Consider the following 12,984-nt stretch of genomic DNA (forward strand, 5'->3'; position numbering starts at 1 on the left):
GGCCCGCCTTAGAGTGTAAAAGGCGGGCCGCTTTTTTATATCATATTTTAAGTGCTGTGTTACTTCCTGCCCATCCGCAGCCTTTCGATGAAGCGCGCGATGCGCGCCATAGCCTCTTTTAGCTCCTCGATGGAATAGGCGTATGAGATTCTCACATATTTGTCGCCGCAGGCGCCGAAGGCCGAGCCGGGAACGACCGCGACATTCTCCGCCTCCAGCAGCTTGGTGCAGAACTCTTCGGAGCCCATGCCGAACTCGGAGATGTCGGGGAATACGTAGAAGGCGCCGAATGGTTCGAAGCAGGGCAGCCCCATCTCGCGGAATGCCTCCATGAGGAAGCGGCGGCGCTGGTTGTATGACTCCGCCATGGTGCAGATATCCCGGTCCCCATTCTTGAGCGCCGATATCGCGGCGTACTGGCTCATCGTCGGCGCGGACATGATGCCGAACTGGTGCACCTTCAGCATATATTCTATTATCCCCGCGGGGCCGCAGGCGAAGCCGAGACGCCAGCCCGTCATCGCGTACGACTTGGAGAAGCCGTTTATGACGATCGTACGCTCAAGCATTCCCGGAAGCGAGGCGATGCTCACATGACGGTCCCTGTATGAAAGCTCGCTGTAGATCTCGTCGGAGATGACGAGCAGGTCGTGCTTGATGATGATCGGTACAAGTTTTTCAAGGTCTTCTCGCTCCATTATCGCCCCCGTCGGGTTGTTGGGATAGGAGATGAGCAGAGCCTTGGTATTCGGCGTGATCGCCGCCTCAAGCTGTTCGGGCTGAAGGCGGAACTCCGTCTCCGCCGTCAGCTCTATCGGAACGGGAACGCCGTCTGAGAGCAAAATGCAGGGTTCGTAGGAGACGAAGCAGGGCTCGGGGTATATCACCTCGTCGCCGGGGTTCAGGATCGCGCGCAGGGCGATGTCGATGGCCTCGCTGCCGCCGACCGTCAGCACTATCTCATGCTTGGGGTCGTACGTAAGTCCGTACTTGCGCTTCATGAAGCGAGCTATCTCCTCGCGGAGCTCAATGAGCCCCGAGTTGGAGGTATAGAAGGTGCGCCCCTTGTGCAGCGAATAGATGCCCTCTTCACGGATATGCCAGGGGGTGTCGAAATCCGGCTCTCCGACGCCGAGCGAGATGACGTCCGGTATCTCGTTGGCAATGTCAAAGAGGCGGCGTATACCTGACGGCTTTATCTTCTTTATCTTGTCGCAGATGAAATCTCTCACGGCGTCACCACCATCCTCATATCTTTTTTCGGGGCCGTCAGCAGTATCCCGTGGTCCTTATAGCGCACAAGCACGATATGCGTCGCCGTGCTCTGTACCTCCTCGATGACCGCGAGGCGCGAGGAGACGAAGTTCGCGATCTCCTTCATCGTAGCCTTTTTGAGGATCACCGAGAAGTCGTAGCCGCCCGACATGAGGTAGAGGGACTCCACCTCGGGGTACTGGTATATCTTCTCGGCGATGCGGTCGAAGCCCTCGCCGCGCTGTGGTGTGACTTTGAGCTCGATCAAGGCTGAGATCTTTTCGTCGTCCGTCTTGTCCCAGTCTACAAGCGCGTGATAGCCGCAGATGGTGCGCTCTTTTTCCATCATCTCGATCTCGTTCTTGACCTCCGAAACATCCATGCCCAGCATGACGGCGATATCCTTCGCCGTATATCTGGCGTTTTTTTCAAGAAGCCGAAGTATCTCTTCCCTCTGCTTACTGTCCATCCTGAAAATCCTCCGAAAAATAAATTTTATCTAAAAAAGGCGCGTTTGCGGCGCTGTTTTTTCGTGCCGTATTACTGGAACAAAGCGGCCCGGTAAAAACTCTCACGCGAAACAAAGACTTTGTTTTTGATTTCCAAACCGCGCAATATAAGAGATAATTCTGCGTCTTTTGTTAAAAAGAGTCAAGCGCGAATTTTAAAAATTGCAGGCTCACCATTTATGTACGGTAGGAATGGTATGCAATTAGTGTGAAAAGAAGAGTTTGTGGCGTAAATATAGAAAGAAACCTCCCACCAGTGGCTTATAAGCCGCGGAGGGAGGTTCTTTATTACTGCCTGATATGCCCGCCTGTTTAAACGGCGGCTATTTCTCTCCGTTGAGCAGCAGCGCGCTGTTCAGCAGTACCTCTAGGGCGATTGTCATCGCCGTTTCGTCAAAGTCGAAGCGATTGTTATGGTGGCCGGCAGCTGTTGCCGCCCCGATTCCGACGTAGGTAGCAAGACCTCTTCGCTCCTGCACTCGCCGCATGAACCAGCAGGCGTCGTCGCTGCCGGCCATGGCGCGGTATTCCTCGCGCTGCGTCACCCCTTCGGAGTTTTCCGCGGCCTTCATTATCACAGCGGCGAGCTTCCTGTCGCTCTCAGCCGTGATTGTCTCTCCTTGTTTAGATATAGATACATCCACATCGTACATTTGAGCCGCGCCGTAAATCACCTCTTTAGCCTTCGCGTAGACATATGAGGCCAGCGCGTCGCTCTCTCCTCGCGTCTCTATCTTCATATGGGCGTTGGGAGGTACAACGTTGCGTCCCTCGCCGGCATTTAGCACACCAACGTTTACGCGGGTCGCACCACCGGAATGGGGTGCGATGGCGTGCATGTTGACTGCGGCGGCCGCCGCCGCGAGCAGAGCGTTCTTACCGCGTTCCGGTTCGCCGCCAGCATGAGCGCCGACGCCACGGAAATCAGCGTCGAATTTTGTGGAGCATAAAAAACCGCCGGTACCGCCGAATACGCTGCCGGTCGGTTTCCCAAGGCCAAGGTGCATGGCGATGAAATAGTCTGCGTCGTCGGCGACTCCAGCCATCGACATCGCATAACCGCCACGTACGCCCTCTTCCGCAGGTTGGAATATGAGCCGTATCTTTCCCCTTAGCCTGTCTTTTGCCTCCGAAAGCATCTCGGCGAGGGCAAGCCCTACAGCGGTATGTCCGTCATGGCCGCAGGCGTGCATACATCCGGGGTTTACGGAGGCAAAACCTTCGCGCGCTGGAAGATGCTCCGTGTCTCGCGCCTCCTCGGTATCGACACAGTCTATATCGAAACGAAAAATAGTGACCGGGCCTTTTTTGCCGGTGTCGAGTAGCGCTGTGAGGCCGGTATAATCCCCGATCTTTGTGAGTATCTTTTTATCTGCGCCCTGCGCGGCGGCGCGTGCCCTCTCCCGCTTTGGGTCTATCGTATAGCCCATGACCTCGTCAGGGTCGATGAAATCTTTTGCAAAGCGCACCTTCCATCCGGCCTTAGTAAGAATTCCGGCAATTACCGCCGTTGTCCTGAACTCCGCCCAGCCGCTTTCTGGATATTTATGAAAATCCCGGCGGCGTGTGCTCATCTCGTCTTTTATCTTCTGCGGTATTGCCATCATTCTTCTACCGCTACCGCGCAAGCTTTTCGGCCCATTCGTCCTCTTTGAATCCGACCAGCACTCTGTCCGGAAGGACGGCGAGCGGCCGTTTGACCAGCATCCCGTCCGCGGCGAGCAGCGCTATCTGTTCGTCCTCGGAGAGCTCCGGCAGCTTTTTGCTGAGGCCCAGCGCCTTGTAGGAGTTGCCGCTGGTGTTGAAAAATTTCTTCAGCGGCTGCCCCGAAAGCTTCCACCACGCTTTTATCTCATCGGCAGTGGGGTTTTCCGTCTTGATGTTGCGCTCCGTATATTCGATCTTGTGTTCTTTGAGCCAGCCCCTGGCTCTCTGACATGTTGTTCACTGTGGGTAACAGAGTAAAAGCATAGACGATCATCTCCAACTATTTGTAATATTTAAATTATAATATGTTTTAGCGGTTTTTATTCAATCTATCTGCAGCATTCCATAGGCGAAATTACCGATGTCCGCCGCGGGAAGAAAAAAGAGGCCCCCCATACGGGAGCCTCATGATGTTTGCCGCGCGGAGTCCCTTTATTTGAGGGATTCCAGCCTCTCCGTCGCCCTGTCAAGGAAGGGGTCTGAGAAATATTCAATATTTCCCGCGTCGCAGAGCGCCGCGAGCTCCGGCGAGAGCGGTATCTCGCCGAGAAAATCTATCCCGTATTTCGCCGCCGTCTCGGAGGTCTTTCCCTCTCCGAAGAGCTTTATCTTTTTGCCGCAGTCGGGGCATTTGATGTAGCTCATATTCTCGATGATGCCGAGGATGGGGATGTCCATCTCCTTAGCCATGCGCAGCGCCTTTTCTACGATCATAGAGACAAGCTCCTGCGGCGAGGTGACGATGATGATCCCGTCCACCGGCAGGGACTGAAAGACGGTGAGCGGGACGTCGCCCGTTCCCGGAGGCATATCAACGAAGAGATAGTCCTCATAGCTCCAGATGACGTCGCTCCAGAACTGCTTCACAACGCCGGCGATCGCCGGGCCGCGCCAGATGACCGGCGTCGCCTTGTCCTCGACGAGAAGGTTCACCGAGATCATGTCGACGCCGCCCTTTGACTGCTGCGGCAGTATCCCCGATTCGTTGGCGGTGGCGAGCGTCTCCACGCCGAACATCTTTGGTATCGACGGTCCGGTGATGTCGGCGTCGAGTATGCCGCACTGGCTGCCCCTCTTCTGCATCGCGGAGGCCAGAAGCGATGTGACGAGCGACTTGCCGACGCCGCCCTTGCCGCTGACGATGCCGATGACCTTTCGTACGTTGCTCAGCGGGTTAGCCGGCACGCTGAAATCGGGCTTTTTCGCCTCTTCACACTTCTGCTGACAGCTGCCGCAGTCGTGTGAACAGCTTTCTTGAGTCATATTGCGCATCTCCTTTAATTTTTTTGGAATGGTGGCCAGTTTGTCTTACATGCCCTGCCGCCTTGGTTTTCCATTGAATATTAGTGATAAACGGAGAAAATGTCAAATATAGTCAGAGACAAAATCGGTGCAAAAACAAATATCCGTATCGCTTATGGGATGGCACGGATATTTGCTATGCAGCGTGAACCGCCCTAGTATGATTGGACGTCAATTATACTTTACACTCTGTCTTTTCCTGAAAACCTTCGGCAGTATGACTGGGCTGATAAGTGACAACGGACTGGACTGCACACAGCCGCCGTTGTCCTTATTCTTCTACCCTATCTTGTTTTTTATGTTGACAAAACCTGAAAGAGTTTTATAAATATAATTGTGAAAAGTATGATAGAATGTCAGAAATCCAAATAATGTATACGATATAGACGGTGAGATAAAATGGCGGAGGAACAGGAAAGTTCATCTTTAACAGGCAAAATTGAAACGCTGCGCAGGCCGCTCCGGTATTATCAGGAGTATGGCCAGCTCACCGGCACTTTCAATAAAGCCTCGTTCTGCAAAAAAGGCTCCGAGCTCTTGTCTGCGTCTTACGACGGTCTGTTTGACGTAGTCTGTATTGATATAGAACGGTTTAAACTCGTCAACGACATATACGGCATGAAGCGCGGCGACTCGCTGCTTTGCCATGTTGCGCGCGGGCTTGAGCGCAAATTTGGCCTTGGCGGCGGTATTATCGCGCTTAATACCATCATGAAGCTCATGAACAACCGGTTCAACATTCTTATGGACGATTATGGCAGGGCTATTCGTCGCTTAACATGCTTAAAGATATCGATGTCAACGGTGCTTATGATAGACATGGACATGGGTTTTTTGCGCCGCAGAAGAGCCGTTATATTCTCAAATCGGTCATGCGCATGCGTATGGCGAAGTGGCTGAATCTGCCGATGATCGCCGAGGATGCGGAGACGAAAGATCAGGTGGATCTCCTTCTCACTATCGGCTGTGTTTATGCGCAGGGGCATTACTACTACCGCCGATGACGGCGGGGCAGCTCCTGAGTTTGATCATTATTCCCGAGAAGACGGACTGCCAAAACGGTGAAGGCGATCGGTATTGTCAAGAGAGTTCCATTTGACCCTAAGCTGTGGATAGAGCCGAAATAAATCAGGCGGCGCAGCAGATATCCGCGCCGTGTCCGGCAAAATTCAAGCATGTGAAAGATGTGGTTTCTATGTGGTTGGCAATGTATCATTACTGTTTAAAGATTCATATATACGGAGGCGACGCCGCTCTTGAGAGCGAGCTGAATGCCGTCGCGCCTCTGGAGAGGTTTGAACATGAGATCAGGACCTTCGGCCATATAACGGTGGAGAGCCTCGCGGAATGCGACGTCGCTGTGTTCGATCTGCCGGTGGAACGGCCCTGCCGCGAACTGCGCGGGATCTGTAAAAAAGGCGCTGAACTTGTGTTCTGCACCGATCTCCGCGAAGGTCTGTCTGAGTGGGCTGCGGATTTTGACGACATATGGCAGAGGCCGTTTACGCCGGGAATGGCCGCCTTTCGCTTTCGCCGTCTGTTGGAGCGCATCAAGCTGAAAAAGGATAAACGGTTCGTCTCGAATTGCCTTGACGCGGCTATAGACAGCGTTCCTGACCTTATCTGGTTCAAAGACGTACGCGGCGCGCATCTGAAGGTGAACAACGCCTTTTGCAGTGCCGTGGGCAAGACGAAAAACGACGTTCAGGGCAGAGGACACTACTATATATGGGATTTGAAGCAGGAGGAATATGAGCAGGGCGAGTATGTCTGTCTTGAGACCGAAGAGATCGTGCTGCGTGAGAAAAAGACCCGCGCCTTCGACGAAAAGGTGAAGAGCAAACATGGCCTGCGGCAGTTCAAGACCTACAAGTCTCCGATATTCGACGAAGATCATCAGGTGGTCGGGACCGTTGGCATCGCGCATGACGTTACCGACCTGAAAAATATGCTGACCGAGCTTGAGATCGTGCTTGGTAGCATGCCCTTTGGTATCCTCATAAAGGACAGCGACGGATCAGTTGCGAGTGTTAATGAGAAATTCCTGCATTACTTCGGACTGGAGGAGGGGCAGATACTGGGGCGTAATTACGACGTCTGGAAACATGATACGCTTGGCGGCAATATGCAGATAACCGAGGATGGTGCCGCGGAGGCCTGCATCGGGATCAACGGCAGTAATATGATTTTGGCGATACAGCGGGAAGAGATACGGGATATTTTTGATAATCAGGTCGGCGAGCTCTATACCTACCGTGACGTGACGACCGAGCGTATGCTTGAGGCCCAGGTGCTCCACGATTCAAACACGGATTTCCTTACCGGACTGCACAACCGGCGCTATTTCTACGAATATGTGAATAAGAACCGCGGGCAAAAGTCCCTCTGTTTTATATACATAGACCTTGATAATTTTAAGAAGGTCAACGATACGCACGGCCATCAGGCCGGCGACGAAGCGCTTGTCGTCACCGCCGATATCCTGCGTTCCAATTTCCCCGACGCCTTTATCGCGCGGCTTGGCGGCGATGAATTTATCATTTCGCTGATCGGAGACTGCGAGATCGCCGCGGTGGAAAAACGTGCAGGATCGCTGCTGCGGAATATGAACGAATCGTTCAGCCGCCACCCGCTCTTCAATATCCTCTCCGGAAGCATCGGCATCGCGAGGACGGAGAACCCCTCCGTCGACATCGATACGCTGCTGCGGCAGAGCGACATCGCACTCTACGAGGTGAAGCGCGGCGGCCGCGCAGATTACCGTGTCTTCCCGCTTAAGTGCTCCTCCATGCCGGGATGACTGCCGGCCGCTATTTCAGAATATATGAAAAAGCCGCGCCTCTCAGCGCGGCTTTTTCATGTGAGAAAATTTTATGTTTTATGTTTGAATAACCGGCGCGGTCTTCGCGTACGGTTACGCCTTCACACCGACCATGATATCGGAGGCTTTGATTATCGCGCAGACCTCTTTACCCTCTTTAAGTCCGAGGCGTCCTGTGCTGGCCTTGGTGATGATGGAGGCGATCTTCTCGCCGCCGGCGAGGGTCACGAGGATCTCGCAGTTTACCGCTCCCTCTGTCACGGAGGTGATTTTGCCCTTGAGCTGGTTGCGTGCCGAAAGCTTCAGTCCGCCCTCGCCCTCGCCGATCATCACGTTTGAGGCTTTGATCACCGCATAGGCCTCGGCGCCCTCTTTGAGGCCAAGGTTTTCGCAGCTGGTCTCGGTGATGATGGAGGTGAGCATCGTACCGTCCGCGAGGCGAAGCGATACTTCGTCGTTGACGGCTCCCTTTTTAACTGTGGCAACAGTAGCTTTTAGCTGATTGCGTGCGCTAAGATTCATAACAAATCTCTCCTTTTTTATATCGATACTATATTATCTATTATTGCTTGGTTTACCTGCGTTGTCAAGTTTAAGCGCATAAAAATCCCTTTTTACCGCAGCCTATTTTATCCTCGTGGCCCTCGTCGAGTTGAGGATCGCGAGCAGCGCGACGCCTACGTCGGCGAATACCGCTTCCCATAGCCCGGCGAGCCCGGCGACGCCAAAGATGAGGAATATTCCCTTTACGCCGAGGGCCATCACGACATTTTCCCAGACGATGGCGCGCGTTTTTTTAGCGATACGCAGCAGATCCGCCACCTTGGCGGGCGAGTCGTCGAGTATCACGGCGTCCGCCACCTCGACGGCGACCTGCGAGCCGAAGCCGCCCATGGCGATCCCTGTCTCCGAGGTTACGAGCACTGGGCCGTCGTTGACGCCGTCGCCGACATATATCGTCTTTTTCGTGTCGCCGCGGCAGATATCCTTCAGCGCGTCGACCTTGTCGCCTGGCAGCAGCTCCGCCTTATAACCGTCAAGTTTCAGCTCTTTCGCGACCGCCGCCGCCGTATCGTCACGGTCTCCCGTCAGCATGTAGACGCCCTTGATGCCGAGGCGGCGCAGTTCGGCTACCGTATCCGCCGATTCGGGGCGTATCTCGTCGGCGACGACCATCGAGCCCATGTATCTGCCGTTTTTCATGACATGAACGATGGTGCCGTGTTCGCCTACCTCCGGCGCCGTCACGCCGAAGTCCGCCATCAGCGCGGCGTTGCCCGAGGCGACCGTATCGCCGCCGATACGGCAGATCATTCCCTTGCCCGGTATCTGCGTTATCGAGGCGCCCGCGGGAACTGGCCGTTCACCGGCGGCGGCCATGATCGATTTCGCCACCGGATGGGTGGAGCCGTTTTCCGCCAGCGCCGCGGTGTCAAGCAGCTCGCGTTCGCTTACCCCCTGGGCTGGCAGCGTCTTTGCCAGTCTGAACCGTCCGTATGTCAGCGTGCCGGTCTTGTCGAAGACCGCGATATCGACATTGCCCACGGCGTCGAAAACGTTCGCCCCCTTCACGAGGATGCCGTTCTTGGAGGCCGCGCCAATGCCGCCGAAGTAGCCGAGCGGTATCGAGATGACGAGCGCGCAGGGGCAGGAAATGACGAGCAGTACGAGTCCGCGGTATATCCATTCGTGCCAGGAGCCGTAGCCCGCGAGTGGCGGCAGCGTCATCACCGCGGCGGCGAGGAAGAATACGGCGGGGGTGTACCACTTGGAGAATCTTGTGATGAAGCGTTCTGTCGGGGACTTGCGTTCGACGGCGTTCTGCACCATCTCAAGCATCCGCGCGATCGTCGAATCCTCAAAGGGTCCCGCCGCCTCGACGAGCAGCAGGCCGTCCAGCGATAGCGTGCCTCCGTGCACCTCGCCGCCCGGTGATACGGCGGTTGGCATGGATTCGCCGGTGATCGCCGAGGCATCAATCTGCGAGACGCCGTTTACCACGTGGCCGTCGATGGGGATTATCTCTCCGGGAAGCACCTGCACGATGTCTCCCTTCACGATCTCCTTCGGGTCTTTTTCAACGATTTTGTCGCCGACCACCAGCCGCGCCGTCATCGGCTTCTGCGCGAGCAGCGCCTTTATCGAGCGGCGGGAGTTGGCGGAGGCGCGTTCCTGAAAGGCCTCGCCCAGGCGGTAAAAGAGCATGACGCCGACCGCCTCCGACATCTCGCCGATGGCTATCGCGGCCAGAGTCGCGCCGCCCATCAGCGTGAACTCGTTGAAGATGTCGCCTTTGAAGAGCGCTTTGAAGGCCGTCTTTAAGACGGGAACGCCAGTCGCGAGGTAGAGGATGATGAAGAGCGCGTTGAAGAGCCAGGCGGGCGCGATCTGCGGCGCGAGCTCCTCAAGCAGCAGCGCGGCTAAAAAGATGACGCCCGTGACGGCGAGAAAGGTTATCTCGCGGCGGAACTCGGCCTGCTGTTCCCTCTCGTCCTCCTCGTTTTCGCTGAATATATTGTCGAGCGCATGGCACGAGGCGCAGCCGCAGCCGCTGTCATGGCCGTGTACGTGGTGGTGCGCATGTTCGCCGTGTACGTGGCATTCTGGGCCGCAGCATTCGTGCTCTCGGCACTCATGTTCGTCTTCGTGATGATGGTCGTGGCTCATGTTTTCTTTTATCTCCCGTAAGAAAGGGCCGCCCGAAAGCGGCCCTTTTGAATTTTATGCGAACTCTATCGTGTCACCGCTTCTGACCTTGCCGCCCTTTATCACCTTGGTGAAGATCCCCTTCTTCGGCATGATACACTCGCCCGTCTGCTTAAAGACTTCGCAGTGCGAATGGCACTCTTTACCGATCTGCGAGACCTCGAGCAGCGTCTCGCCGACCTTGAGCCTGTCGCCGATCTTAAGCTGGCCGAGGTCGAAGCCCTCGGTAGTGAGGTTCTCGGCGAAGCTGCCCGGTACGAGGTTCGGCAGCTTTGCCATCATCGTGCGGATGTCTTCCATCGAGATGAGGCTTACCTGGCGGTGCATGAATCCCGCGTGGGCGTCGCCCTCGAGGCCGATGCCCTCGATGAGCGTGCCCTCGCCGATCTCATGCTTTATCATGCCCTTTTTGGGGGCGCTGCAGACGGCGATTATCTTACCCTTTTTATTCTGCAACACGGTGGTCCTCGCTTACGAAGCGCTCTTCTTCCTCTTCCTCATGGCCGCCGCAGGCACCGCCGCACGCCGTGCAGTTGCCGGGGAAGGTCAGCCCTTCGGGCAGCTTTCCGTCTTTGCGCATATAATAATCGGCCACCGCCGCCTGGATGCCCTCCTGCGCGAGCAGCGAGCAGTGGAGCTTGACGGGGGGCAGTCCGCCGAGGGCGTCGGCGACGTCTTTGTTGTTTATCTTGAGAGCTTCGGCGATCGTCTTACCCTTCGCGAGCTCCGTCACCATCGAGCTGGTGGCGATTGCCGCCGCGCAGCCGAAGGTCTCGAACCTTATATCCTCGATCACCTCGGTCTCGGGGTTGATCTTGAGGTAAATCTTCATTACGTCTCCGCAGGTGGGGTTTCCAACCTCGCCAATCGCGTTCGCGTCGTCCAGTTTGCCCGCGTTGCGCGGATTCATGAAATAATCTACTACTTTCTGGTTGTACATGATCTCATCTCCTAATCCTGATTACTTTTTATAAAACGGCGACATCGCGCGGAGCTTTTCCACTATCTCGGGGAACTTCTCAAGCACATAGTCGATATCTTCTTTTGTCGTGTCGTGGCTCATCGTGAGACGCACCGAACCGTGCGCCGTGGTGTGGTCGAGTCCGGTAGCGAGCAGCACGTAGCTGGGCTCAAGGCTGCCGGAGGTGCAGGCCGAACCGCTGGAGGCGGCGATGCCCGCCGCGTCGAGCAGAAGCAGCATACCCTCTCCCTCGATATATTTGACCGTAAAGCTCGTGTGGAAGGGCAGGCGGGCGTCTCCTGCGGCTCCCGTGAGGTGCGACTCCGGTATCCTTGAAAGGACGCCGTCGATGAAATAGTCGCGCAGCTGCGCGAGCTTCTTGTCGTCGCCGCGCTCGAGACGCTCCTTCGCGATCTCCGCCGCCACGCCGAAGCCGACGATCCCGGGAACGTTTTCCGTACCGGAGCGGAGCCCAAACTCCTGCCCGCCTCCGTGGAGGGTTGGGATCAGCTTGACGCCCCTGCGGACATAGAGGGCGCCGAGCCCCTTCGGCCCGTACATTTTATGCGCCGCCATCGTCATCATATCTATCGGCAGCTGCTCTACGTCGACCTTGATATGTCCCGCCGCCTGCACACCGTCGACATGGAACATCACGCCGTGCCGCCGGCATACCTCTCCGAGCTCCTTTATGGGCTGGATCGTGCCGATCTCGTTGTTGGCGAACATGATCGTCGCCAATATCGTATCGGGACGGATCGCCGCCTCCAGGTCGGCGGGCGAGACGAAGCCCTTATCGTCGACGGGGAGGATCGTATATTCGAAGCCCATCTTTCCAAGCCACCTGACGGTGTCGAGAATGGCGTGGTGCTCGATGGCGCTTGTAATTATATGGCTGCCCTTGCCCTTCTCTTTCAGCGCCCAGGCCGCTCCCTTGATGGCCAGGTTGTCGGCCTCGCTGCCCGCGCCGGTGAATATGATGTCTGTAGGTTTCGCGTTTATCAGGGACGCCACCTGCGCGCGTGCGTTGTCTATCGCCGTGCGCGCCTCGCGCCCGAACTTATGGAGGCTGTTTGGGTTGCCGTACTTCTCGGAGAAATAGGGAAGCATCGCCTCCGTTACCCTTGGATCTACTTTTGTCGTTGCCGAGTTATCAAGATATACTTCACGTGGTGCCATGCCAGTTCACCTCATAGAATTTAATTTTTATTCTTTTTGCCGCACCAGCAGTCCGGCCGGTGGCAGCTGTTATCCGACTGATTGACAAGGTCCTGAAAGGTGGTTCCGTCGTAGACGGCCTCAAGCGCCTCGCGTGCCTTGTCCCAAAGCGGGCGGAAGACGCAGTCATCATAGAGCGAACAGTCGTCGTCCATACGCGTTCCGCACTCCACCGGACCGAGAGGTCCCTGTATGAAGCGTATCACCTCGCCGACCGTTATCGCATCGGCAGGCTTTGCAAGAAAATATCCGCCATCCTTGCCGCGCGCGGAATCTACTACGCCGGCGCTTTTCAGACTGCTCAGAATATTTTCAAGAAAGCGAACGGGGATATTCTGCGCCTCGGCGACGGCGCCGATCTTGCAGGGACCGTCTGTCTGACGGCGCGCAAGTTCATATATCGCTCTCAGTGCGTATTGACATTTTTGTGTGATCGCCATAATCCTCACCTTCTCTACCAACTTGGTGTAGATTACAATGCCCTGATATATTTGTCAAGAGCGGGG

The 12,984-nt window shown here is 55.9% G+C and carries 13 protein-coding genes and 1 pseudogene; 3 read left to right on the forward strand and 11 right to left on the reverse strand.

Features of this window, described 5'->3' with window-relative positions:
* Positions 1-59: 59 nt before the first annotated feature.
* From BED41_RS04460 to BED41_RS04480, 5 genes and pseudogenes are all read right to left on the reverse strand, one after another.
* Complete coding sequence (locus BED41_RS04460) at positions 60-1,232, reverse strand: aminotransferase class I/II-fold pyridoxal phosphate-dependent enzyme (RefSeq protein ID WP_066743504.1); 1,173 nt, start codon at positions 1,230-1,232, stop codon at positions 60-62.
* Entirely contained in the window at positions 1,229-1,723 is a 495-nt protein-coding gene (locus BED41_RS04465; protein WP_066743506.1) for an Lrp/AsnC family transcriptional regulator, read from the reverse strand. The genes BED41_RS04460 and BED41_RS04465 overlap by 4 nt, the downstream gene beginning before the upstream one ends.
* A 363-nt stretch (positions 1,724-2,086) precedes the next feature.
* The gene (locus BED41_RS04470) at positions 2,087-3,370 is read right to left on the reverse strand and encodes an amidohydrolase (RefSeq protein WP_066743507.1); all 1,284 of its coding nucleotides are present in this window, start codon (positions 3,368-3,370) and stop codon (positions 2,087-2,089) included.
* 10 nt (positions 3,371-3,380) lie between these two features.
* Positions 3,381-3,695: pseudogene (locus BED41_RS04475) on the reverse strand (Spx/MgsR family RNA polymerase-binding regulatory protein); the annotation flags it as partial.
* Between the two features lie 207 nt (positions 3,696-3,902).
* The gene (locus BED41_RS04480; protein WP_066743508.1) at positions 3,903-4,733 is read right to left on the reverse strand and encodes an Mrp/NBP35 family ATP-binding protein; all 831 of its coding nucleotides are present in this window, start codon (positions 4,731-4,733) and stop codon (positions 3,903-3,905) included.
* A gap of 438 nt (positions 4,734-5,171) precedes the next feature.
* On the opposite strand from BED41_RS04480, the gene BED41_RS16725 reads away from it, so the two are divergent.
* The 3 genes from BED41_RS16725 to BED41_RS04490 all read left to right on the forward strand — a co-directional run bounded on the left by BED41_RS16725 (position 5,172) and on the right by BED41_RS04490 (position 7,572).
* A complete protein-coding gene (locus BED41_RS16725; RefSeq protein ID WP_066743509.1) occupies positions 5,172-5,672 on the forward strand; it encodes a GGDEF domain-containing protein in 501 nt (166 codons plus the stop codon).
* Positions 5,657-5,776 carry an EAL domain-containing protein gene (locus tag BED41_RS16730; RefSeq protein ID WP_206153327.1) on the forward strand — a complete coding sequence of 40 codons (120 nt, stop codon included), beginning with the start codon at positions 5,657-5,659 and terminating at the stop codon, positions 5,774-5,776. The genes BED41_RS16725 and BED41_RS16730 overlap by 16 nt, the downstream gene beginning before the upstream one ends.
* 191 nt (positions 5,777-5,967) lie before the next feature.
* On the forward strand, positions 5,968-7,572 hold the full coding sequence (locus tag BED41_RS04490) for a sensor domain-containing diguanylate cyclase (RefSeq protein WP_229712396.1): 1,605 nt from the start codon (positions 5,968-5,970) through the stop codon (positions 7,570-7,572).
* A 114-nt stretch (positions 7,573-7,686) separates the two neighbouring features.
* Here BED41_RS04490 and BED41_RS04495 read toward each other — a convergent pair whose 3' ends face one another.
* The 6 genes from BED41_RS04495 to BED41_RS04520 all read right to left on the reverse strand — a co-directional run bounded on the left by BED41_RS04495 (position 7,687) and on the right by BED41_RS04520 (position 12,918).
* A complete protein-coding gene (locus tag BED41_RS04495) occupies positions 7,687-8,115 on the reverse strand; it encodes a TOBE domain-containing protein (RefSeq protein ID WP_066743512.1) in 429 nt (142 codons plus the stop codon).
* 102 nt (positions 8,116-8,217) lie between these two features.
* Positions 8,218-10,260, reverse strand: coding sequence for a heavy metal translocating P-type ATPase (locus tag BED41_RS04500; RefSeq protein WP_066743513.1), 2,043 nt, complete (start codon positions 10,258-10,260; stop codon positions 8,218-8,220).
* A gap of 54 nt (positions 10,261-10,314) precedes the next feature.
* Entirely contained in the window at positions 10,315-10,755 is a 441-nt protein-coding gene (locus tag BED41_RS04505; protein ID WP_206153312.1) for an MOSC domain-containing protein, read from the reverse strand.
* On the reverse strand, positions 10,745-11,239 hold the full coding sequence (locus BED41_RS04510; protein WP_066743514.1) for an iron-sulfur cluster assembly scaffold protein: 495 nt from the start codon (positions 11,237-11,239) through the stop codon (positions 10,745-10,747). The genes BED41_RS04505 and BED41_RS04510 overlap by 11 nt, the downstream gene beginning before the upstream one ends.
* A gap of 21 nt (positions 11,240-11,260) precedes the next feature.
* A complete protein-coding gene (gene nifS, locus BED41_RS04515) occupies positions 11,261-12,439 on the reverse strand; it encodes a cysteine desulfurase NifS (protein ID WP_066743516.1) in 1,179 nt (392 codons plus the stop codon).
* Positions 12,440-12,459: 20 nt separating this feature from the next.
* On the reverse strand, positions 12,460-12,918 hold the full coding sequence (locus BED41_RS04520; RefSeq protein ID WP_066743518.1) for an RrF2 family transcriptional regulator: 459 nt from the start codon (positions 12,916-12,918) through the stop codon (positions 12,460-12,462).
* Positions 12,919-12,984: the final 66 nt, after the last annotated feature.

This window comes from Cloacibacillus porcorum (genome assembly GCF_001701045.1).
GTDB classification, from domain to species: domain Bacteria; phylum Synergistota; class Synergistia; order Synergistales; family Synergistaceae; genus Cloacibacillus; species Cloacibacillus porcorum.

Bases quoted from the DNA above. Each gene is read 5' to 3' on its own strand.
- BED41_RS04465 (WP_066743506.1), bottom strand. From the start codon at position 1,723: ATGGACAGTAAGCAGAGGGAAGAGATACTTCGGCTTCTTGAAAAAAAC.
- BED41_RS04470 (WP_066743507.1), bottom strand. From the start codon at position 3,370: ATGATGGCAATACCGCAGAAGATAAAAGACGAGATGAGCACACGCCGC.
- BED41_RS04480 (WP_066743508.1), bottom strand. From the start codon at position 4,733: ATGACTCAAGAAAGCTGTTCACACGACTGCGGCAGCTGTCAGCAGAAG.
- BED41_RS16725 (WP_066743509.1), top strand. From the start codon at position 5,172: ATGGCGGAGGAACAGGAAAGTTCATCTTTAACAGGCAAAATTGAAACG.
- BED41_RS16730 (WP_206153327.1), top strand. From the start codon at position 5,657: ATGGCGAAGTGGCTGAATCTGCCGATGATCGCCGAGGATGCGGAGACG.
- BED41_RS04490 (WP_229712396.1), top strand. From the start codon at position 5,968: ATGTGGTTGGCAATGTATCATTACTGTTTAAAGATTCATATATACGGA.
- BED41_RS04495 (WP_066743512.1), bottom strand. From the start codon at position 8,115: ATGAATCTTAGCGCACGCAATCAGCTAAAAGCTACTGTTGCCACAGTT.
- BED41_RS04500 (WP_066743513.1), bottom strand. From the start codon at position 10,260: ATGAGCCACGACCATCATCACGAAGACGAACATGAGTGCCGAGAGCAC.
- BED41_RS04510 (WP_066743514.1), bottom strand. From the start codon at position 11,239: ATGTACAACCAGAAAGTAGTAGATTATTTCATGAATCCGCGCAACGCG.
- nifS (WP_066743516.1), bottom strand. From the start codon at position 12,439: ATGGCACCACGTGAAGTATATCTTGATAACTCGGCAACGACAAAAGTA.
- BED41_RS04520 (WP_066743518.1), bottom strand. From the start codon at position 12,918: ATGGCGATCACACAAAAATGTCAATACGCACTGAGAGCGATATATGAA.